This window comes from Nannocystis punicea, assembly GCF_026965555.1.
Taxonomy (GTDB): Bacteria; Myxococcota_A; Polyangia; order Nannocystales; family Nannocystaceae; genus Nannocystis; species Nannocystis punicea.
The window spans coordinates 12,241,275-12,261,417 of record NZ_CP114040.1; the positions used below are offsets into that span (position 1 = coordinate 12,241,275).

A 20,143-nucleotide genomic window follows, 5' to 3' on the forward strand; every position below is an offset into this window, starting at 1 on the left:
GCTCGAGCGTCAGGGCACCCAGCGCATCTCGGCCCAGCCGTGCGACTGCGTGTTCCCGTGGAAGTCCTCGGCGGTCACGTGCCACTTATAGGACACGGAGGCCAGCGTCCAGCCCGAGCTACAGGTCGCGTAGTCGCGGAGTCGGACAGTCGGCCCGGTCCACACGCCGTTCGAGACGGTCGCGCCCACCGTCCCCGTCTGCGTCTCCACCATCGGCAAGAACGACCCAGTCTGGCTCTGCCCCAGGTTGCCCTGAATACAGGTGCGGGCGAACTCGTGGCTGAAGGTGACCTTCTTGGTGCCGCCGTCGTCGGTGCCGGCGCCGATGAGCAGGTAGTACTCGTCCGGGTCGTCGATCGGGAAGAACAGCGGGGAGCCGGCGTTGCTGCTGCTGATCGCCACGTGCTCTCCCCCGTGATACACCGCCGCCCACGCGACCGGCGGTGTGCTGTCGCTGACCGGCACCGTCGTGTCATAGAAGTAGTCGCAACCTACCAGCGCCAGCACCAGCACCCCGGCCCCGCTCAGCCATCGATTGTTCGAGCTTCGATCTCTGCGCATACGTCCTCGTCGAGCCGTTCGGCCCGTGACAAAGTGAATCCGGCGCTCATGAGCGCGCCGGGGAAGGCGATGCCTCCCTCCTCATCAGTGTCACGCCCTCGGCTTTCGATCGCGGACTCGCGTCGCCGCCGGTTCACGCCGACGCGCGCGCATGCGACCCACCTCGCCCCGCATCGGCGCCGGCCCGAGCCTGTCTCGGGTCTCGGCGCATGGTCTCAAGGACATGCCCCAATCAGCATGTCCCTAAAGACAGATCACCCCGGCAGCGCCTCGGGCTCGTCGCCCTCGACGTCGAGCTCGAGGTTCTCGTAAAAATCGTCGGAGACGATGAACAGCGGCCAGTCGGGCTCGATCTCGACGAAGCCGCGGCGCTCCTGGAACATCGCCACGTCGTCGAATTCGCCCTGGTACCAGCCCCACATGAAGCGCACGCGGAGCGGGTCGATGTTGCGCGCGTGCAGCTCGTCGAGGATGTCGACGATCTCGACCTCGTCGAACTCGTCGATGTAGCTCTCGGCCTCGTCGATCAGCTTGCCGAGGTAGTTCACGCCCCGCTTGGTCAGCTTGTAGAGCTGGGCCTTGCGATCGATCTCGATGTAGCCGTCCATCACCAGGCTCTCGAGCACAGGCTCGAGCGGCGCGTGCTGCGGCTCGAGCAGCACGGGCAGACGGATCCCCCCCTCGCCGCCCTTGAGGTCGAGCTTCTTGAGGACGTAGATCCCGGCGTAGACGAGCTTCTTGGCGGGCGAGACGGTCATGGTGCTCCTGTCAGCAGCTGTGCCAGCGTGCGCTCTCGAGCTGGACGAACGCGTCGCCGGCGAGCGACCAGTCGGTCGCGTGCGGCCGGCGGCGCAGCCAGGCGACGACATCGCCTGTCCCATAGTACAGGCGCCGCCCGGCCAGCGCCGGGGGCTTGGAGATCCGCGCGCGCCGCGGGTTGCACAGCGCGAGCACGATCGTCCGCGCGTCGCCGACGATCGCCGGCACGCGCGTGCCGAGGAACTCCGACAGCAGCGCGATCGCGGAGTCCTCGGGAGAAAGCGTGAACTCGAGGTTGATGTCGCTCGGCACCCCGCCGCGGCGGGGCACCGCGATCTCGTCCTCGTCGGGGCTGTGGAGCGCGAGCACCAGCGGCGACTCGACCCACAGCGCCTGGTCCTCGCCGACCAGCTCGACCCCGGGCAGCACGCACCAGCCGTAGCGCGTGTGCTCGTGGTCGACCGGGACGTCGCCGTCCCGGTCGAGCCCGAACAGCGCCAGCGGCGGCGTCTGCTCGAACGGCAGGTCGCGCAGCGAGGTCATGTCAGGCGCGCAGCATCACGCGCGCTCGCTTGGTCCCACCCTTGGAGTGGATACCGAACCCGCCGCCGCGCCGGCCGCCGCCGCCGCCCGAGCGACCCGAGCCGCCGGAGCCCCACGCGCCGCCGCGGCTGCCGTACGAGCGGCCGCTGCTGGCGCCCGACTTGGCCGGGAACTTGCTCGGGTTGGCCGCGCGGTAGCTGTCGCGATGGGCCGCGAGCGCCCCGGCGCGGGCCGGGCTGGTGCTGTAGGGCACCATGTACATCGGGCGGTAGCCCGGCATGAACATGTTGCTGAGGAACGAGCCGAGCATCATGCCGGCCGCGATGTCCCACATGGGCGAGTGGTAGTGCGAGTAGGCGCCGGCGCCGGCGATCTGGTACTGCGCGGCGCCCTCGCCGACGACGTCGCGCTTGATCGTGAAGACCTTCTCGGACTCGCCCGCGGCGCCGTCGCCGTCCTTGTCGAAGAAGCCGGTGACGACCTGGCTCTTGTCGTCCTGGTCGCGCACCGAGATGCTGATGACCTCGTCGCCGGTGTAGATCTCGTTGACGCGCTTCTCGAAGTCCTCCGGCCCCTCCGCGTCGCGGTAGGCCTGGTTGACCGCGTCCCAGTCGATCTCGACGCGCGTGTCCTCGGTGACGACCCAGCGCTCGTTCGAGCGCCCCGACTCGCAACCGGTGACTCCGCCCAGCGCGACCGCCGCCGACAGCGCGACGACGAGAGGACGGACCGCAACCCTTGACAGTGGACTTTTCATGGGTGTCTTTCGCAGCGCGGCTTTTCCGCGCCGCATCGCAAAAACTAATGCCCAGGTCCCCCCCCGTCAAGGATCAGGGCGGTGGGCCCGCGCGTGTGCTCACGGGCTCGCGGTCGCGGCCTCGGCCTTGTTGCCGTCGTCGTTCGCGCTCGCGGCGGGGCTCGCGGAGCCCGGGGCGCGCCCCGGGGCCTTCTTGGTCGGCTGCCCCGACGCGGCCTCGATCGCCGCGTCTTCGCTCGGCCGCTCGCCGGGCTCGCCGCGGAGCTCCTCGGGCAGCTCCGTGCCGTCGACGCGCTCGAGCAAGACGAGCCCGAGCGTGTCCTCGAGCACCCGAAATTTACCGCGCTCGACCAGCCGCTTGTAGCGGCGCTCGTCTTCCTTGCTGAAGCTGTAGACGTCCGTAAACAAGATTACGTATTGCGCGTCGGCGATCATCGGCCAGTGGTACGCGTGGCGGCGGTTCGAGAAGTGCGGCCCGATCTCGTGGCTGACCGACACCTTCGCCTCGGGGCCGACGCGCGCCACGATCTCCTGGACCTTCGCGTAGCGCTCCTTCATCTCCGCCGTCGGCCTGCGCTCGAAGCGGGTCCAGCCGGCCACGAACGAGGAGTTCTCGAAGATCACCCCGCGCTTCCACGACACCAGCAGCGAGCTCGTGAGCATGCCGAGCAGCAGGGTCCAGGCCACACGCGCGCGCGCCAGCCCGAGCGCGCGCAGGCGCTCGTTGTCGACCGCGCGCGCGAAGCCCTCGGGCAGCGCCGCGAACAGCATCGGGAACAGCAGCGCCGAGTATTGGTAGTGGAGCGAGAACAGGTGCTTGCGGCTGGCCAGGCCGAGGAAGAGCAGGCCGTGGAGCATCAGCACCACCTTGCGGCCGGCGGCGAACGGCAGCGCCAGCAGCGGCAGCAGCAGGTGGAAGAAGAACAGCAGCTTCTCCTCCTTGAACAGCACCTGCAGGGCGAACAGCGGGTTGACCAGCAGCGTGGTGAACAGCCCGCGCGCGCCCTCCTTCTCGTGCGGGATCATCTCCTCGTAGAAGTAGATGTACGAGTACGCCTTGTCGGCCGACATCAGCAGGCTGGAGTCGGCCATCACGAACGCCTTGACGAACGCGAGGTACATCAGGCTGAAGGCGATCGTCACCAGGCCGGTGCGCGTGCGACCGATGAGGATCGCGTAGGCGCCGATGAAGCAGTTGAGCAGGCTGATGTCCTCGCGGGTCGCCAGCAGCAGCGCGAACACCAGCCAGTAGCGGCGCAGCGCGCCGGCGTCGAGCAGGTAGACCGCCCACATCGCCAGCGGCACCATCAGCGCCACCGAGTGGAAGTCGAACATGTTGACCCCGTGCAGCGCGGGGTACAGGAAGTAGACGATCGTCAAGATCGTCGCCATCCACTCGTTCTTCAGCCGGCGCCGCGCCAGGAACCACAGCGGCAGCGCCCCGCTGGCGAGCCACAGCGTCTGCACCACCAGCAGCGTCTCCGCGTGCGGGTAGAGCAGGTACAGCGGCGCGATCAGCAGCAGGATCGGGTCGAAGTGCGCCGACATGTGATTGCCGCCGCGGATCAGCGAGCAATCGAGGAAGTGGCCGTGCGACGTCTGCCACACCAGGTTGTCGTAGATCCCGAGGTCGTAGACCGTCGTCGCGATGTTGCGGTGGTCGAGCAGCGTGAACCAGCAGAGCAGCGCGCAGTAGCCGAGGAGCCCCGCCGCGAACACGCCTCGCGCCAGCCGCGCGTCGCGGGCCGGCACGAACGGGTCCTCCGGCGGCGCGAACCGCTTGAGCCCGAGCACGCGGTAGAAGAACACCATCGCCAGCGCGGTGACTGCCGCCATCAAGAACGAGGTGAAGATCGGGTGCTTGACCTCGATCCGCACCGCGCTGAGGCCGATCAGCAGCGGGCCCGCGAGCGCCACGAAGGCCCAGCGGTTGGTCGCGGCGAACGACGCGCCGAGGCCGAGCTCCGGCTCGGTCCGCCGGCGGCGCCGCCACGCTGCCACGTAGGCCGCGGTGGTCGCCACGAACGAGACCGCGAGCGCCGCCAGGACCTCGTACCGCTGGCCGATCGACAGGTCGTTCTTGAAGACGAAGCGGAGGGCCGGCGCGCGCAGCAGGGGCCACAGCGCCAACCCCGGCGAGATGGCGATGAGCAGGTACAGCGGACCCCAGCTCCACAGCTGCGCGACCGTCGCGTCGATGGCCCGCAGCAGGCGTCCCTTCGGCGGTTCGGTCTCCTGTGTCGTCGTCATAAGCCTTGTCTCGCCTGGCGCGACGCGGGCGAAAGACCGCGTTCTCGGGCCCTTTTAAAAGACGCGGGAGTGTAACAGCGGCCCCATCAGCCCAGCAAGCCGCGCACTTTTGCGGCACACTCGTCGCCGTCGTGCTGCTGTTTCTCGTCCGTCACGCCATCGCCGCCGAAGCGACGCCCGACCGCCCCGACGCGTCCCGCCCGCTCACCCCCGCGGGCGAGCGCAAGTTCGCCGCCGGGGTGAAGGGTGCGCGGCGGCTCGGCTGGCGCTTCGACCGCCTCTACCACAGCCCGCTCCTGCGCGCGGTCCAGACCGCGGAGCTGCTGCAGCCCCTTCTGGAGGGCCCGAGCCAGAGCTTGCCGGACCTCGCGCGGCCGCCCGACGTCGAGATGCTCGCGCACATCGAGGGCGAGCGCGTTGCGCTGGTCGGCCACGAGCCGCACCTCAGCGCGCTGCTCGCCTGGCTGACCGCCGGTGAGATCGCTCGCGGCGAGCGGTTTCCGCTCAAGAAGGGCGGCTTCGCCGTCCTCTCCGGACCGCTGCGTCCGGGGTCGATGGAGCTGCAGGCGCTGATTCAGCCGAAAATGCTGCGAAAGCTCGGCGCCTGATACCCTGCGCCCGCTGCGATCATGGCGCCCGTCGAGCTCACCCATCCGAGTCTCTACATCAACCGCGAGCTGAGCCAGCTCGAGTTCAACCGCCGCGTCCTCGAGCAAGCGATGGACCCGCGCGTGCCGCTGCTCGAGCGCCTGCGCTTCACCACGATCGTCAGCACCAACCTCGACGAGTTCTTCGAGATCCGCGTCGCCAGCATCAAGGAGCAGGTCGGCTTCGGCCTGCCGCAGGTCGGCCCCGACGGCCGCACCCCGCAGGACGCCCTGCGCGCGCTCAAGGAGGCGGCGCAGAAGCTGGTGCGCGAGCAGTACGTGTTCTTGCAGCAGCTGCTGCTCCCCGCGCTGGCGGCCGAGGGCATCCGCCTGCTCAAGCTCTACACCTGGACCCCGGAGCAGAGCGCCTGGCTCGAGGACTACTTCGACCGCGAGGTCCTGCCGGTGCTCACGCCGATCGGCCTCGACCCGTCGCACCCGTTCCCGAACATCCAGAACAAGAACCTCAACCTGATCGTCGCGCTCGCCGGCAGCGACGCGTTCGGCCGCGACAGCGGCACCGCGGTGGTGCAGATCCCCCGCAGCCTGCCGCGCCTGGTGTTCCTGCCGCCGGCAGTCGCCGACTGCCCGCACGGCTACGCCCTGCTCGGCTCGATCGTCACCACCTTCGTCCACAAGCTGTTCCCCGGCATGCAGGTCCGCGGCTGCTACCAGTTCCGCGTCACCCGCGACAGCGAACTGTGGGTGCAGGAAGAAGACGTCGAGGACCTGCTCAACGCGCTCAAGGGCGAGCTCCGCACCCGCAACTTCGGCGACGCGGTCCGGCTCGAGGTCAGCGACACCTGCCCGCCGGAGATGGCCGAGCTGCTGCTCAGCAAGTTCGACCTCCAGCCCGACGACCTCTACCGCGTCGACGGCCCGGTCAACCTCCACCGCCTGGCCGCGATCTACGACGTCATCAAGCGCCCCGAGCTGAAGTACCCGCCGTTCATCCCCGGGCCGCGGCGCACGCCCGGCGCCGAGATCGACCTGTTCGCCGAGCTGCGGCGCGGCAACATCCTGCTGCACCACCCGTACGAGAGCTTCTCGCTGGTGCTCGAGCTGGTGCGCCAGGCCGCGCGCGACCCCAAGGTGCTGGCGATCAAGCAGACCCTCTACCGCACCGGCGCCGACTCGCCGATGGCCGAGGCGCTGCTCGAGGCGGCGCGCGCCGGCAAGGAGGTCACCGCGGTGGTCGAGCTGCGGGCCCGCTTCGACGAGGCCGCCAACATCGACCTCGCGACCCGCCTGCAGCAGGCCGGCGTCACCGTGGTCTACGGCATCGTCGGCTACAAGACCCACGCCAAGGCGCTGTTCATCGTCCGCCGCGAGGACGGCCGCTACCGCCGCTACGTCCACCTCGGCACCGGCAACTACCACAGCGTCACCGCCCAGTTTTACACGGACTTCAGCTTCCTCACCTGCGACGACGCGATCGGCGAGGACGTGCACAACGTGTTCATGCAGCTGACCGGCCTCGGCAGCGTGCCGCGCATGAACAAGCTGCTGGTCTCGCCCTTCACCCTGATGGACCGGCTGATCGCCCTCATCGACCGCGAGGCCGACCACGCCCGCCTGGGCAAGCCGGCGCGGATCGTCGCCAAGCTCAACGCGCTCACCGAGGTCAAGGTCATCGAGGCCCTCTACCGCGCCTCGCAGGCCGGCGTGACCATCGACCTGATCGTCCGCGGCGTCTGCTGCCTGCGCCCCGGCGTGCCCGGCGTGTCCGACAACATCCGCGTGCGCTCGATCGTCGGCCGCTTCCTCGAGCACCACCGCATCTACCACTTCCACAACGCCGGCGAGGAGCTGACCTACGGCGCCAGCGCCGACTGGATGTCGCGCAACCTGCTGCGCCGCGTCGAGACCGCGTTCCCGATCGAGGACCCGGCCCTGCGCGCCCGCGTCGTCACCGAGGGCCTCACCACCTACCTCGCCGACAACACCCAGGCCTGGGATCTGCAGACCGACGGCACCTACGTCCGCTGCGTCCCCACGCCCCCCGAGGAGCCCCGCCCGGCCCAGGAGACCCTGCTCCGCCTGCTCTCCGCCAACCAGGGCGCGGCCCAGGCCCAGCGCCAGATCCTCGAGGACCTGCTGGTCCGCCAGGACATGCTCGAATGAGCATGTCCTCGGGGGCATGTCTTTTCCGACATGCCCTCTCGGTCATCCTCGATCTGCTCGCTCACTCCGCCAGGACGATGTCGTCGCGGTCGACCAGCGCGTAGGTCTCGACCACCTGGCGGCTGTCCTCGAGGTCAGGTTCACTCGCCGCCGCCGGCGCCAGCCACAGCCCGGCGTTGCCGCCGTAGACCAGCCAGGACACGCCTGCGCCGCTGTCCTCGACCGGGCAGGCCCAGGCCGGCGCGTCGGCGTCGAGGCTGCCGTCCGCTCGCCGCTGCAGCCCCCGCGCGCGCCTGGGCCCGGCGCCGTCGAGGTCGACCGTGTGCACGCGCTGCAGCGGCCCCGACCGGCGGAAGGTCAGCTGCACCGGCTCGGTGAACGTCGGATCGTCGACCTCCACGGTCAAGAAGTCGGAGCTCATGAGCCCGGTATCGCACGGACCCGCCCGCACGTCACCAGCAGCCGCGGGGCGTCGATCGGCGCCCACTGCTCGACCGCGAAGCACCCGCGCCCGAGCCACACCCCCGCCCGCGTCTCCGAGGCCCGCCGCACCAGCTCGGCCCGCGCCGCCCATCGCGACGGCCGCCACCACGGCACCACCGGCGGATGCGCCAGCTCGACCAGCGTACCGCCCCCCTGCACCGCCTGCAGCGCGCCCGCCGGCGGCTCCGCGCCCCCGAGCGCCAGCACCACGACCAGACCGTCGAGCCCGCTCGCGCCGGCGAGCTCGACCCATCCCAGCCGCTCGCGCAGCGCCGCAGTGGTCGCCCGCGCCGCTCGACCGCCGCGCCCGCGGCCCGCATCCGCACCTGTCCACAAGGCCACCTTCTTGCCGCCCAGCGCGGCGAGCAACCACTCGGCGAGCCCCGGCCCGGGCAGCAGCAGGTCCATGACCCGCGCGGTGTACCACGCCCGCCGAACCCGTCGCGACCTCGGCACCGCGCCCGCGTGTGAACCTCGGCGGAGGCCGCTGGCGCGCATCCACGTCTGCAGGAGCGCACTACCCGCGGGCGGCGATGCGCGCCGTAATCGAGCGACACTCGCCACGGCCGAGGACGCGGAGTGTTCCTCCGCCGTGCTGCCACTGCGATCGCCAGCCCGAGAGGCGCCGAGAGAACTTCCTGCCTCGCCGCGCCGCGAGTATTCCACCGCCGCAAGCTTGGACCGCGAACCGTCGCCGGAGCCGCGCGCTCGAACCACTCTGCCTTCGGAGCAGCGCCGAGCGTCCGACCGGCACGAGCTCGCCTGCGCCACGGTCCCGGCCCGTGTCGAGTTGCAAGCGCCTCTGCCGTCACGCGACGCGGAGTGCTCGACCGCGGCGCATCCGCTACAGTCTCGCCGTGCTCGTCCTCGGCGACCTGCCTGGCCCGGACGCCGCGCCCAAGTCGGCCGTCCTCTCGCGTCTCCATCGCGCCGGCCTGCCTGTCCCGCCCGGCCTCGCCGTCTCTCCGGAGCAGCTCGCCGAGCCCGAGGTGCGTCGTCGCATCGCCGACCTGCTGGCAGGCGGCCCGGCGATCGTCCGCGCCGCGCTCGCCAACGAGGACACCACCGACGCCGCCGCTGCCGGCCTCGGCCTCTCCGTCCCCGATTGCCGTGACCTCGCCGACGTCGACCGGGCCGCCGGCGCCATCGCCGAGGCCGCGCAGGACCCATGGCTGCTGCGGTACAGCGGCCGCGCGCCCGCCTATCAGCTGCTCGTACAGCGCCAGGTCGAGCGCCGCTGGCTCGCAGTCGCTGCCGCCGATCGGGGCGGCGCACGCCTGCTGGAGCTCCACGACATCACCCGCCCCGACGCCCTCGCGGCCGGCGCCACCCCGACCTGGTCGGGCCCGCTCGCGCTCGCCGAGCCCGCCGTGGCGGCCGCGATCACCAGCATCTTCGACCATGTCGCATCGACCATGTCCGAAGTGCCATCCCTCGACCTCGAGCTGGTGATCGATCTGGCCGGCGCGACCTGGCTGGTCCAGGCTCGCCCCCTCGCGCGGCCGCTCGTGCCCGGCTGGCCGGAGTTCTGCGCCGCCGTCGCGCCCGCCGAGGACCATGTCCCCGACCTGCCCGGTCTGTGGAGGCTGGACGGCGAACACAACCCGGCCGTGCTCTCGCCTGCTCACGCCGGCCTCGTCACCTGGCTCATCGGCCAGGGAGCCGGCCTGCGCCTCCTCGGCGGCTGGCTGTACGAGCGCGCCTCGTCCTCCGGCCGCAGCTCCACCGTCGACCCGCACCAGGCGCTCGCCGACTTGCGTGGACGCCACCTCCCGGCCGCGCGGCGGGTCCTCGAGGAGTTCATTGAAAAGAGCCTCGCCGGAGATCTCCGCCCGCTCCTCGCGCGCGCTCTCGAGCACGTCCGCGCCACGCTCGCCGTGCACGCCGAGGTCCGCGTCGATCTCCCGCCCGAGCTGCCGGCGCCCGATCCGCAGGTGCTGCTGTCGTTGCACGACCGCGGCGACTACCTCGACGTCCTGCCGGCAGCCTGGGACATCGCCAGCCCGGCGCTCGCCGACCTGGTCGATCCGACATGTCTCGATCGCAAGCCGGCGGGCCGCGAGGGCGGGTCCGACACCGGCCGGGCGACCGAGGGCGTGATCGATCCCCGCGATCCGCAGCGCGCCGCAGTCCTGGTGCGCGAGCTCGACGATCATCTGTTCGCGCTGGGGCTGGCGCCGCTGCGGCGGATCTACCTCACCGCGGGCGAGCGCCTCGGGCTCGGCGACGACGTCTTCCTGCTCGCGCCCGACGAGCTGGGCCTCGCGCTCGCCGGCCGGGACCTCCCCGACCTCGCCGCGCGGCGGCGCGAGCAGCAGCACCGCGCCTCGCTGCGGCCGCCGCCGGCGCTCTTCGATGGCCGCCCATTGCCCGTCTCACCGCGGCGGCGACTGTGCGGGATCGCCGTCGGCGCGTCGGTTCGCGGCGTGGTCGCCCGCCGGGTCGACCTCGCCGACTTGCTCGCGCGCCCGCCGGAACCCGACGCAGTGGTCGTCTTGCCGGCGCTCACCGCCCAGGCGGCAGTCGCCCTGCGAGCGCTCGGCGTGCGCGCAGTCTGCTGCGACTACGGCGGCGCCCTGAGCCACGCCGCGTTGATGGCCCGCGAGCTCGGCCTGTCGGCGCTGATCGGTTGCGCCGGCTGCAGCGAGCTCCCCGACGGCATCGAGGTCGAGCTCGACACCCGCGCCGGCCGCCTGCGCCTGCTCGCGCAGGGACTGTCCTGAAAGACAGGTCGTTTTCGACCTGGCCGGCGAATCCCGCAGCGTCCGGCCGGCGGCAATGAGCTGTCCCTTCAGACAGGAGCACAGCGGCTCAGCCGGCAGGCGCCCCGGAGGCTGGAAGGCCCGCTGAACTCGCTGCCGGGTCCACGGACCGGGTCACCCAGGCTCCCGGAGCGTCCGCTCGCCCGGGAAGGCCTGTCCCTTCGGACAGGACACCCGGCTCGACCCGGCAGCCCTCCGAGACTTGAAAGGCTCTTTGAACCCGCTGTCAGTTCTGCTCGACGGGCCGCTCCCGAAGCGACCGCTCGGCCGGGACTGTCCCTTCGGACAGGCTCACAGCGAGCCGGCCGGCAGGGCGCCCCTGAGGCTGGAGGCCTCGCTGAACTCGCCGACCGTGACCCATTCGGCGGAGCTGGTCACCGACTCGGACTCGCGGCGAGCGGCGAGGTCCGCCTGTTCGCCGCGGCCGCCGCCTAGATCTCGTCTTCCGAGAGGTGCTCCTCGCGGAGCTTCGGCGCCGGGCGCGGCTTGGCGGCCGCGGGTGCGGCGGCGACCGGCTTGGGCGCGGCGGTCTTGCGCTCCTGCACCTCTGCGTCGTCGTTGTCCTCGACGAGCGGCGCGGTCGACAGGTTGACGCGGGCGCGCAGCTCCTTGCCGACCTTGAAGAACGGCAGGCGCTTCGGCTTCACGTGCACGGAGCCGCCGGTGCGCGGGTTCCGGCCCTCGTAGGACTTGTACTGCCGGACGGTGAAGCTGCCGAAGCCGCGGATCTCGATGCCTTCGCCGCGGACCATCGCTTCCGTCATGGCCCCGAAGATCGTCCCGACGACCAGCTCGGCCTTGCCCTTGGTCAGCTTCGCAGCTTCGGACACGCGCTCGATGAGTTCGGATTTGGTCACGTCGCAGATCTCCCAGACCGCCGGGGGCGATGATGTTAGGCGGAAAAAACGAGAGATCTCAAGCAGTAAGACGCCCCCTGAGGCCGCTAGGGCACCGGCGGCGGATCGCCTGCCCTGGCGTCCCACGGACCCTCACGTCCGAACAACTCCAGGTTCAGCGCCGGCAGACCCAGACCGGCCTGCGCGGCCAGCCACGCGTACGCCATGCGCACCCGGGCCTGCGGACCGCCGATCCGGATCAGCAGCGCGGCCTCCGCCGGCCAGCGTTCGGCCGCGGGCGTGCCCTTGACGAACGCCAGCAGCCCTGCTGGTCCGCCCTTGCCGGCGGTCGCTCGCCGCCAGGCCAGCAGATCGCCCAGCAGCGGGTGCAGGTCGGCCCACAGCACCACCGGCGCCGCCCCGGCCTCGCGCCAGCCCGCGCGCGGGCGTTCGGCCGCGATTTGGCCCGCGGACGCCTGTTCCCGGCGGATCTGGCAGCGAGCGGGGCCGGCCAGCTGCGACTCGCGGAGGCAACCCGGCCAGCTCTCGGCCGCCGCGCGGATCGCCGCGTCCTGGGCCGGACCGCCGGGGAGCGCCTCGAGGGCGGCCAGGGCCGCGTACTTGGCCGCCATGGCCGTACACGTCGCCCGGTCCACGGGCCGGTCCCAGTAGCGGGCCCGCCAGGACGCGAGCGCGCTCGTCGCCGGATCGATCACATCACCAGTGTAACCCTGCTATGGTGAGGCCGAGCGCCCGGAAATTTCCCGCGGAAAGGTTGTCGGATCGGTGACACGCAACGCCCGCCCCATGGATCAGGCCCTGCCGATCGCCGATCTGTTCGCCGCCGACGCGACCGCCGAAGCCGCCGCTTCTTCCGAGGCGCGCGCCCCCGAGTACCTCACCACCGAGGAGCAGCTCGTCCTGGCCGGCGCGCGCGCCGGCAATCCGCGGGCCCTCCGCCAGTTCTACGAGGCGCATCAGTCCCAGGTCCGCGGCCACCTCTATCGCCTGCTCGGGCCCGACTCGGAGATCGACGACATCGTCCAGACCGTGTTCGCGCGGGCGTTCGCGGCGCTCGGCACCTTCAAGGGCAACTCGGCGCTCAGCACCTGGCTGTACCGGATCACCACCAACACCACGCACAACTTGCTGCGCCAGCGCTTCCGTCGCAACCGCGTCAAGTCGGCCTTTCAGTGGTGGACCGATGGGCGTGACGCCCACCTGCAAACCGGTCGGGTCGACGTCCGCGGCGAGGCCGAGCGGCTGCTGCAGCGGCTCGCGCCCGACCTGCGCGAGGTCTTCGTCTTCTATCACTACGAGGGCCTGACCCTGCAGGAGATCTCCCAGATCCTCGACAAGCCGGTGTCCACTGTCGGCGACCGGCTCACGCGCGCTCGCAAGCGCCTCCACGACCTCGTCCACGGCGACGCATGAACCCCGCGCACCACGACGACTCTGCTCCGCGCTACGGCTGCCTCGAGTGCCGCGAGGACGCCGAGCTCGTCGTGTGCGATCGCCTGCACTCCGAAGGGCTCGCCCGCTACCACGCCCACCTCCGCGGCTGCGACGCCTGCCGCCGCGCCCATCAGCTGCTCGCCGCCGTCTACCGCGGCCCCGACCCCGCCAGCTCCGGTCACGGCATCGTCGCCCGCGATCGCGAGTTCACCGCCATCCTCCGCAAGGTCCGCGCCGCCGCACCTGTCCCTTGGTACAGGCAGAACGTCAGCCTCGCCGGCGTCGCCGCGCTCGCCGCGGTGGTCGCCTGGCTCGTCGTCAGCCCGCCGGGTGGCCCCGCCTCGCAAGCCTCGTCCCGCAGCGACGCACCCCACCTGCTCGCCAGCCGGCCCGTCGATCCGCCCGCGCGAGCCGAGCCCGAGCGCGCCTCCGGCCTCGATCACCACGCGCAGGCCGACTACGGCCGCGTCGTCGCCGGCAACAGCTTCGTCGCCGAGGGCGAGCGTCCCGTCGCCACCGACACCTTCCCGGTCGGCACCCGCTTCGAGGTGTTCCCGGGCAGCAGCATGCAGATCGGCCTGGTCGGGAAGATCCTCGCCAACTTCGGCAGCGGCTCCGAGGTCCACTGGACGCGCGCCGATCCGGGCGTCGTCGAGCTCGACCTGCGCCGCGGCATGATCGCCGTCCGCTACGAGCGCCTGCCCGCCGACCCGATCCTCAAGATCCGCACGCCCTCCGCGATCGTCCGCGTCGTCGGGACCGTCTTCACCGTCGAGGTCGACGATCACGGCGACACCGCCGTCGCAGTGCTGCGCGGCGAGGTCGAGGTCCTCGACCCCAACACCGAGGAGCTGCTGGCCGAGGTCAGCGCCGGCTATCGCTTCGACGTCGCCCGCTCGACCTACGCCGACGTCGGCCGGCCCGAAGTCGGCCTCGCCATGCCGCTCAGCGACGGCGACGGCGACGGTCAGTTCACCTTCGCCGACGGCACCATCCCGCCCAGCTGGATCGTCCCCGGCCTGCCCGCCGTCCCCGGCCTGCGCCGCCTCGAGCACATCGTCGACCGCACCCCCATCGCCGACGACCGGTCGCGTTTCGATCGGGCGCACGCCCCCACACAAAAGCGCGGCCGCCAGGTCCGCGGCGACGACGGCCAGGCGCTCATCGACAAGCTCGTGCGCGAGACCCGGGCCTCGCGCCGCGAGCAGCTGATGGCCTCGCTCGCCCACTGCCAGGGCCTCTACGAGTCGGCCGAGACCCGCTACCTCTCGGCCCGCTGCCTCACTCAATTCATGAGCGAGCACGGCGACGAGGACATCGCCGAGGGCCACCTCCTGATCGGCATCCTGCGCATGGACTTCGCCAACGACTACCCTGCCGCCAAGCAGGCGTTCGAGAAGTTCCTGGCCCGCGCCCCCGACCACGCCGACGTCGAGCTCGCGCGCTACCGGCTGTGGCTCGCCAGCACCGAGAACGGCGACATCCACGAGGCCATCGAGCACGGCCGCGATTACCTGCGGCGTCACCCCGACGGCAAGTACGCCGGCAAGATCCTCCAGCGCTTCCCCCAGCTCGTCTCCGAGCTGTAGCGCCCTCGGCCGCGATGCAGTCGCGCCCGGTGCCCTCGCCCCGAGCGCGACGACGACGCCGGCGCCGACGCGAACGACGACCTGCTCGACGCCTCGTCCGACCTGAAGATGTTCGTCCAGCGCTGCGATGCCGAGGCCCTCGACCTCGCCGGCCTCGACCTGCGCAACCCGTCGGCTTCGCGGCCCGCGAGCCGAGAGCCGCAGCTATTTCGACGTGAAGCAGGTGGCGACTCGAGGTCGCGCGCGGACGCCGGGAGATCCACCTGCGTGACGAATTCCTCGCGGCCGCGGACGCCCGCCTCACGCGTCGCCGCCCGTCGACCGCGCGCTCTCGAACCTGTCCGAGAGGTCATGTTGGAACAGTGAGCGCTGGCCGCGGCCGTGCTGTCTCGCACGAGCGCACCCTGACGGAGCACGTTCGACGCGGCGCTGGCCGTGCCGCCTACGAGCTCGTCAACAGTGTTTGCCAGGAACGGACGCGACGCGACCCGACCCTGACGATCGCGCCACGCAGGCGGCTGACCGGCGCTCTCGGCCCTGCCGTGCTACACCGCGTCGTGCGGCTCCAGAGCCGCTGGGACGACCTTCAGTTTATCGAAAAGGAGTCAACGATGCCGAAGCGCATCCGCGTTGAAAATATGACCATGACCACCACGCCGGCGCAGGTGTTGGCCGGCTTCGACGGCTTCGGATCGATCGTCCGTTGCCAGCTCGACGTCGACAGCGAGGGCGCCTCGACCGGCATCGCCCACGTCGAGTACACGACCACGCAGTCGGGCGCCAGCGCCATCGCGACGATGAACAACAAGCCGTTCAACGGCGCCACCATCAACGTCGTCGAGGACGCCTGAGTCGGGCGGCGCTTGTCGCCCTGGACGAGGCTCGCTAGCCTGCGCGCGTGCACCTCGTCGACCTCACCTACGACCGTCCGGACCTGCTCGAACAGGCAGCCGAGCTGTTGCACGCGCGGATGCCCGAGGGCTGGCCCGACGTGGCCGCCGCGCGCGAGGAGGTCGAAGCGGCGCTGGACCCGGCCCGGATCGCCCGGGCCGTCGTGGCCGGTGGCACATTGCTGGGGTGGGCCGCGGCGAACGAGCGCTACACCGATCACGTGTGGGAGATCCACCCGCTCGTGGTCCGGGTCGACCGCGAACGGAGCGGCGTCGGCCGTTCGCTCGTGCGCGACCTGGAGGATCGCGTGCGCGCCCTCGGCATCCATACGATGTTCGTCGGCTCCGACGACGAGCTCGGGCTGACCTCGCTCGCCGGCGTCGACCTCTACCCCGACGTGATCGGCCACCTCGCGCGCCTGCAGAACCTGCGCGGGCACCCCATCGGCTTCTATCAGCGGCTCGGCTATTCGGTGATCGGCGTCATGCCGGACGCCAACGGCTTCGGCCAGCACGACATCTATCTCGCGCGTCGTCTGGTACCCCCAGCATGATCGGCGCGCCGTGACATCGACGTCATGGCGTCCCGCACATCGCCCCCGCGCCCGAGAATTGGTTGACGGGCCCGCAAGTCCATCTACCCTCGGAGGCATGACATTGCTTCGCCTGACCTCCTCCTTCATCGCCCTCGCGCTCGCCGTCACCGCGTGTCAACAAGGCGGCCCCGGCGACGGCGGCCCGAACCCGGCTCCCGAAGTCGAGCAGCCCGCGCCCGACCCGTGGATCGCCGAGAACTACGCGCCGGTGCAAGAGGAGGCCAAGAAGCTCAGCGTCGACAAGTTCCTCGAGCTGTACCCGCAGCCCGCCTACGTCGCCTCCGTCTCGTACGACGCGCTCAAGGCCGCCGGCCTCGAGCTCATCCGCCCCTACGCCGGCCTCACCGAGGCGCACGACAAGCTGCTCGCCAGCAACGGCTTCGTCGCCGTCGACGCCGCCGAGACCAGCACCTTCGCCACCACCTACCTCGACATCTACGACAACGACCTGCCGGTGCTCGTCACCGCCGACAGCATGCTCTACGCGCTGCACAAGTCGTTCGACTCGATGCTGATGTACTTCGAGCGCACCGTCCTCCGCCAGGAGATGGCGGCGATGCTCGACACCAGCCACAAGGCCCTCGCCGAGCGCCTCGCCACGTTGCCGCCCGAGCTGGCCGCCGCCGCCGTCGACCTCGACGTCTACCTCACCGTCGCCCGCTCGCTCCTCAACGGCTTCGCCCAGCCCTACAGCGACGACCCCGCGGTGCAGGAGAAGGTCGACCGGATCCTCGCCGCCGCGACCTCGCTGCAGCCGGCCGACCTCGACCTGTTCGGCGTCAGCAGCACCTACGACTTCTCGCAGCTCGAGCCGCGCGGCCACTATGAGGACGAGACCGACCTCCAGACCTACTTCCAGGCGATGATCTGGCTCGGCCGGACCGACCTGCCGATGGTCGTCTACGACGAGAATCAAAAGCCGCAGTTCAACCGCCGCGGCCTCGATGCCGCCTTCCTCTTACACCATGTCCTTCAGGACAGCGGCGCCGAGGCCAACTGGAAGCGCATCGACAAGACCATCTCGCTGCTGATCGGCGAGCGCGACAGCATGAGCCCGGCCGACATGACCGCCTACATGGACGCGGTCAAGGCCCACAGCCCCGAGGAGCTGGTCAAGCTGTCCGACGAGGCCGTCTACAAGGCCCTCATCGACGGCGACTACGGCATCCAGCGCATCATGTCGCAGATCATGTTCACCGACCCGAACGCGCCGCAGCTGATGCTGCCGCGCGTGTTCCACCTGATGGGTCAGCGCTTCACGATCGACTCGTACGTGTTCAACAACGTCACCTACGACCGGGTGCAGGACCTGCGGACCGGCACCAAGGTCACGCGCATGCTGCCGAGCGAGCTCGACGTGCAGTTCGTGCTCGGCAACAACGCCGCCGGCCACCACCTCAAGCCCGAGCTCGACGAGTACGGCTACCAGGGCACCCTGCACGAGATGCGCTTCCTGGTCGACAGCCACCCGCAGGAGTTCTGGGACGGCAACTTCTACAACGGCTGGCTGGCCGCCATCCGGGCGCTCGGCGACCACAGCGAGTTCGACAACCTGCCCGAGTCGATGCGCACCGCCGCGTGGGCCGACAAGGGCCTCAACACCCAGGCGGCCTCGTGGGCCGAGCTGCGCCACGACACCCTGCTGTACGTCAAGCAGTCGTACTCCGGCGGCAACGGGTGCGAGTACATCGACGCGTACGTCGAGCCGGTGCCCGCGCTCTACAACCGCCTGGCCCACCTCGGCGACCTCGGCCTCAAGCTCACCGGCGAGCTCGCCGGCGAGGGCTTCGAGGTCGGGAGCGCCCAGTCGTTCTTCAACCACCTGAAGGACGTCTCGACCACGCTCGAGAGCATCGCCCAGAAGGAGCTCGACGGTCAGGCGCTCACCACCGCCGAGTACGACTTCCTCCGCGGCACCATCGAGATGGAGCTCGTCGGCTGCGGCGAGGTCCAGTACGACGGCTGGTACGGCAAGCTGTTCTTCGACCAGTCGAAGATCGCCGAGTTCGAGCCGACCATCGCCGACGTCCACACCGCCCCCACCGACGCCGCCGGCAACCCCAAGGGCTGGGTCCTCCACGCCGCCACCAGCCGGCCGATGCTCATGGTCTTCACCCTCGAAGACTGCTCCGGCACCCGCGCCTACGTCGGCCCGGTCTCGAGCTTCCACAGCGTCCTCACCGAGAACTACGACCGCCAGACCGACTCCGCCTGGGCCGAGCAGCTCTCCGGCGACCCGCCGCCCCGGCCGTCGTGGACCGAGAGCTTCGTCCGCTGACACCCGGCCCTCCGGGAGCTTCGCGCACCTCCGCGCTCGCGCGGCGGTGCGCGCGTGGACACATTCGTTCGCGTCGACAGTGACTTTCAGGACATGCCCTCATGGACATGTCGCGAAAGCCATCCAGCTCAGCCCTGCCCGTACGCGGCGATCCAGCGCAGGTGCGGCCAGGTGTAGATGCCGTTGTCGTGGCCGTCGGAGAAGCGGATGCCCAGCGCGTAGGCGCCGACCTCGTGCAGCTCGGCGATCGTCACCCCCGCGGGAGGCTCGTGGAAGCGCAGCCCCGGCGCGTGGCCCTGGCAGGTCGCGCACGGGCACCAGCCGCGCAGCAGCGCCGCCGGCAGGCGGGACACCGAGCTGTCCTCCCACGTGACCTCGAGGACAGCTTCCTTCACATGATGGGCGATGTCGACCGGGACCATCGGCACCTCAGCGGAGCAAGCACAGCGGCTCGCCGTCCACTTCGTCGCAGTTCGGGCACACGCCCACGTAGTAATAGGTCTTGCCCTCGTCTTCGACGCACAACTCGACCTTCACGCCGTCGCCGGTGGCCTCGCCGCACTGGCTCTGCATGCCCATCGTGCACTCGCTCTTCGGCGTGTCCGCGCATACGCACGACCATGCCATCAGCGTGCCCGCACAGCCCGCCGCTTGCGGGTCGCTGAAGCCGGTGTCGCCGCACATGGAGGGGTCGCACAGGGAGTTGTTGACCACCCACTTGCCCGCTTGACAATGGAGCAGCTTGCCGAGGACGCCCGGCCCGCCGTCGCACACCGCCGAGTTGTCCAGCGGACAATCGCCGCCCTCCATCGGCCCGCCGGTCGTCCCCATCGTCGTGTCGGTCGTGTCCGTGGTCGACGTGGTCGTCGTCGTCGTCTCGTCGGTCGTGCTCGTCGTCGTGCTCGTCGTCGTGCTCGTGCTCGTCGTCGTGCTCGTCGTCGTGCTCGACTCGGTGTCCGTGCCCGTCTCGGTGCTCGTGGCCGTCTCGCCCGAGCCCGGCCCCGCCGTCGTCGGCTCGACCGTCGTCGGCATCGTCGTCGTCCCGGGCGTGCCCTCGCACTCGTCCTTGCCCAGCGGCATCGCCTCGCCGAGCGGCGGCACCGGCTCGTTGTAGACCGCCTGGACCATCTCGCTGTCGGAGATCCACGTCACCGTGATGTCGGCGGTGAGCGTGCCTGCCGGCGGCGTGAAGCCCACCGTGGCGAAGCCGTCCTCGAATACCCGCTGATCGGCGATGGGAAACGTCTTGCTCAGGGGCTCGCCGATCGCTCCGTCGGCGCCGTAGCTCTGGATCTTCAGCGCCACGCTCATCGGCGCGCCGCTGACCAGGTCGCACGGGAACAGCTGCAGCTCGACCTCGGTCGGCTTGGCACCGCACGCGCCGAGCATCCACACCGTGGAGCCGCCGACCAGCCTCAGGAGGCGAGAATGCACGGCGCGGATTCTACCACAAGCGGCGCACTCGCGCGCGCACCTCTGAACATCGTATCAGTCCCCTTCGGGGCCGCCTGCCCGTTCGGACCTGTCCTAAAGGACCTGTAGCTTCTGGAGCGAACGCCTTCGGAGCCGTCCGCTCGCCCCGCGGCCGGGCCGCCTGATCTATGCTCCGCGCC

At 70.7% G+C, this 20,143-nt stretch carries 19 protein-coding genes; 8 read left to right on the top strand and 11 right to left on the bottom strand.

The genetic code is table 11. The features are described from left to right. Positions 1-9: 9 nt before the first annotated feature. The 5 genes from O0S08_RS47080 to O0S08_RS47100 all read right to left on the bottom strand — a co-directional run bounded on the left by O0S08_RS47080 (position 10) and on the right by O0S08_RS47100 (position 4,870). Positions 10-561, bottom strand: coding sequence for a hypothetical protein (locus O0S08_RS47080; RefSeq protein WP_269036101.1), 552 nt, complete (start codon positions 559-561; stop codon positions 10-12). 254 nt (positions 562-815) lie between these two features. Continuing rightward, on the bottom strand, positions 816-1,319 hold the full coding sequence (locus O0S08_RS47085; RefSeq protein WP_269036103.1) for a hypothetical protein: 504 nt from the start codon (positions 1,317-1,319) through the stop codon (positions 816-818). A 10-nt stretch (positions 1,320-1,329) separates the two neighbouring features. Next, positions 1,330-1,863: a hypothetical protein gene (locus O0S08_RS47090; protein WP_269036104.1), complete on the bottom strand. Its 534-nt coding sequence runs from the start codon at positions 1,861-1,863 to the stop codon at positions 1,330-1,332. Position 1,864: 1 nt separating this feature from the next. Next, a complete protein-coding gene (locus O0S08_RS47095; protein ID WP_269036105.1) occupies positions 1,865-2,620 on the bottom strand; it encodes a hypothetical protein in 756 nt (251 codons plus the stop codon). Between the two features lie 99 nt (positions 2,621-2,719). Then, on the bottom strand, positions 2,720-4,870 hold the full coding sequence (locus O0S08_RS47100) for a DUF2079 domain-containing protein (protein WP_269036106.1): 2,151 nt from the start codon (positions 4,868-4,870) through the stop codon (positions 2,720-2,722). Positions 4,871-5,001: 131 nt separating this feature from the next. On the opposite strand from O0S08_RS47100, the gene O0S08_RS47105 reads away from it, so the two are divergent. Continuing rightward, positions 5,002-5,478: a SixA phosphatase family protein gene (locus O0S08_RS47105; RefSeq protein ID WP_269036107.1), complete on the top strand. Its 477-nt coding sequence runs from the start codon at positions 5,002-5,004 to the stop codon at positions 5,476-5,478. A 21-nt stretch (positions 5,479-5,499) separates the two neighbouring features. Beyond that, a complete protein-coding gene (gene ppk1 / locus O0S08_RS47110; RefSeq protein WP_269036109.1) occupies positions 5,500-7,641 on the top strand; it encodes a polyphosphate kinase 1 in 2,142 nt (713 codons plus the stop codon). Between the two features lie 61 nt (positions 7,642-7,702). Here the strand turns inward: ppk1 and O0S08_RS47115 are convergent, their stop codons facing one another. Beyond that, positions 7,703-8,062, bottom strand: a complete 360-nt coding sequence (locus O0S08_RS47115) for a hypothetical protein (protein WP_269036111.1) — start codon at positions 8,060-8,062, stop codon at positions 7,703-7,705. Further along, entirely contained in the window at positions 8,059-8,532 is a 474-nt protein-coding gene (locus tag O0S08_RS47120) for a hypothetical protein (RefSeq protein WP_269036113.1), read from the bottom strand. The genes O0S08_RS47115 and O0S08_RS47120 overlap by 4 nt, the downstream gene beginning before the upstream one ends. 449 nt (positions 8,533-8,981) lie before the next feature. On the opposite strand from O0S08_RS47120, the gene O0S08_RS47125 reads away from it, so the two are divergent. Further along, positions 8,982-10,847, top strand: coding sequence for a PEP-utilizing enzyme (locus O0S08_RS47125; RefSeq protein WP_269036114.1), 1,866 nt, complete (start codon positions 8,982-8,984; stop codon positions 10,845-10,847). 470 nt (positions 10,848-11,317) lie between these two features. Here the strand turns inward: O0S08_RS47125 and O0S08_RS47130 are convergent, their stop codons facing one another. Continuing rightward, a complete protein-coding gene (locus O0S08_RS47130) occupies positions 11,318-11,743 on the bottom strand; it encodes an HU family DNA-binding protein (RefSeq protein WP_269036115.1) in 426 nt (141 codons plus the stop codon). 86 nt (positions 11,744-11,829) lie between these two features. Next, positions 11,830-12,438 (bottom strand): hypothetical protein, encoded by a 609-nt coding sequence (locus O0S08_RS47135; RefSeq protein WP_269036116.1) that lies wholly within the window; start codon positions 12,436-12,438, stop codon positions 11,830-11,832. Between the two features lie 91 nt (positions 12,439-12,529). Here O0S08_RS47135 and O0S08_RS47140 point away from each other — a divergent pair, with 91 nt between their 5' ends. The 5 genes from O0S08_RS47140 (at position 12,530) to O0S08_RS47160 (ending at position 18,530) form a co-directional block, all read left to right on the top strand. Beyond that, positions 12,530-13,156, top strand: a complete 627-nt coding sequence (locus tag O0S08_RS47140; RefSeq protein ID WP_269036117.1) for an RNA polymerase sigma factor — start codon at positions 12,530-12,532, stop codon at positions 13,154-13,156. Beyond that, on the top strand, positions 13,153-14,766 hold the full coding sequence (locus tag O0S08_RS47145; RefSeq protein ID WP_269036118.1) for a FecR domain-containing protein: 1,614 nt from the start codon (positions 13,153-13,155) through the stop codon (positions 14,764-14,766). Before O0S08_RS47140 ends, O0S08_RS47145 begins: the two co-directional genes overlap by 4 nt. 611 nt (positions 14,767-15,377) lie before the next feature. Beyond that, positions 15,378-15,617, top strand: a complete 240-nt coding sequence (locus O0S08_RS47150; protein WP_269041919.1) for an RNA recognition motif domain-containing protein — start codon at positions 15,378-15,380, stop codon at positions 15,615-15,617. Between the two features lie 47 nt (positions 15,618-15,664). Then, positions 15,665-16,210, top strand: a complete 546-nt coding sequence (locus O0S08_RS47155; protein WP_269036119.1) for a GNAT family N-acetyltransferase — start codon at positions 15,665-15,667, stop codon at positions 16,208-16,210. A gap of 97 nt (positions 16,211-16,307) precedes the next feature. Beyond that, positions 16,308-18,530, top strand: coding sequence for a DUF3160 domain-containing protein (locus tag O0S08_RS47160; RefSeq protein ID WP_269036120.1), 2,223 nt, complete (start codon positions 16,308-16,310; stop codon positions 18,528-18,530). A gap of 128 nt (positions 18,531-18,658) precedes the next feature. On the opposite strand, the gene O0S08_RS47165 is transcribed toward O0S08_RS47160, so the two are convergent. Next, positions 18,659-18,952 carry a gamma-butyrobetaine hydroxylase family protein gene (locus tag O0S08_RS47165; RefSeq protein ID WP_269036121.1) on the bottom strand — a complete coding sequence of 98 codons (294 nt, stop codon included), beginning with the start codon at positions 18,950-18,952 and terminating at the stop codon, positions 18,659-18,661. A 7-nt stretch (positions 18,953-18,959) separates the two neighbouring features. Next, positions 18,960-19,964, bottom strand: a complete 1,005-nt coding sequence (locus O0S08_RS47170) for a hypothetical protein (protein WP_269036122.1) — start codon at positions 19,962-19,964, stop codon at positions 18,960-18,962. Between the last annotated feature and the right edge of the window lie 179 nt (positions 19,965-20,143).

Bases quoted from the DNA above. Each gene is read 5' to 3' on its own strand.
- O0S08_RS47145 (WP_269036118.1), top strand. From the start codon at position 13,153: ATGAACCCCGCGCACCACGACGACTCTGCTCCGCGCTACGGCTGCCTC.
- O0S08_RS47085 (WP_269036103.1), bottom strand. From the start codon at position 1,319: ATGACCGTCTCGCCCGCCAAGAAGCTCGTCTACGCCGGGATCTACGTC.
- O0S08_RS47115 (WP_269036111.1), bottom strand. From the start codon at position 8,062: ATGAGCTCCGACTTCTTGACCGTGGAGGTCGACGATCCGACGTTCACC.
- O0S08_RS47100 (WP_269036106.1), bottom strand. From the start codon at position 4,870: ATGACGACGACACAGGAGACCGAACCGCCGAAGGGACGCCTGCTGCGG.
- O0S08_RS47140 (WP_269036117.1), top strand. From the start codon at position 12,530: ATGGATCAGGCCCTGCCGATCGCCGATCTGTTCGCCGCCGACGCGACC.
- O0S08_RS47165 (WP_269036121.1), bottom strand. From the start codon at position 18,952: ATGGTCCCGGTCGACATCGCCCATCATGTGAAGGAAGCTGTCCTCGAG.
- ppk1 (WP_269036109.1), top strand. From the start codon at position 5,500: ATGGCGCCCGTCGAGCTCACCCATCCGAGTCTCTACATCAACCGCGAG.
- O0S08_RS47120 (WP_269036113.1), bottom strand. From the start codon at position 8,532: ATGGACCTGCTGCTGCCCGGGCCGGGGCTCGCCGAGTGGTTGCTCGCC.
- O0S08_RS47160 (WP_269036120.1), top strand. From the start codon at position 16,308: ATGACATTGCTTCGCCTGACCTCCTCCTTCATCGCCCTCGCGCTCGCC.
- O0S08_RS47090 (WP_269036104.1), bottom strand. From the start codon at position 1,863: ATGACCTCGCTGCGCGACCTGCCGTTCGAGCAGACGCCGCCGCTGGCG.
- O0S08_RS47150 (WP_269041919.1), top strand. From the start codon at position 15,378: ATGCCGAAGCGCATCCGCGTTGAAAATATGACCATGACCACCACGCCG.
- O0S08_RS47080 (WP_269036101.1), bottom strand. From the start codon at position 561: ATGCGCAGAGATCGAAGCTCGAACAATCGATGGCTGAGCGGGGCCGGG.
- O0S08_RS47095 (WP_269036105.1), bottom strand. From the start codon at position 2,620: ATGAAAAGTCCACTGTCAAGGGTTGCGGTCCGTCCTCTCGTCGTCGCG.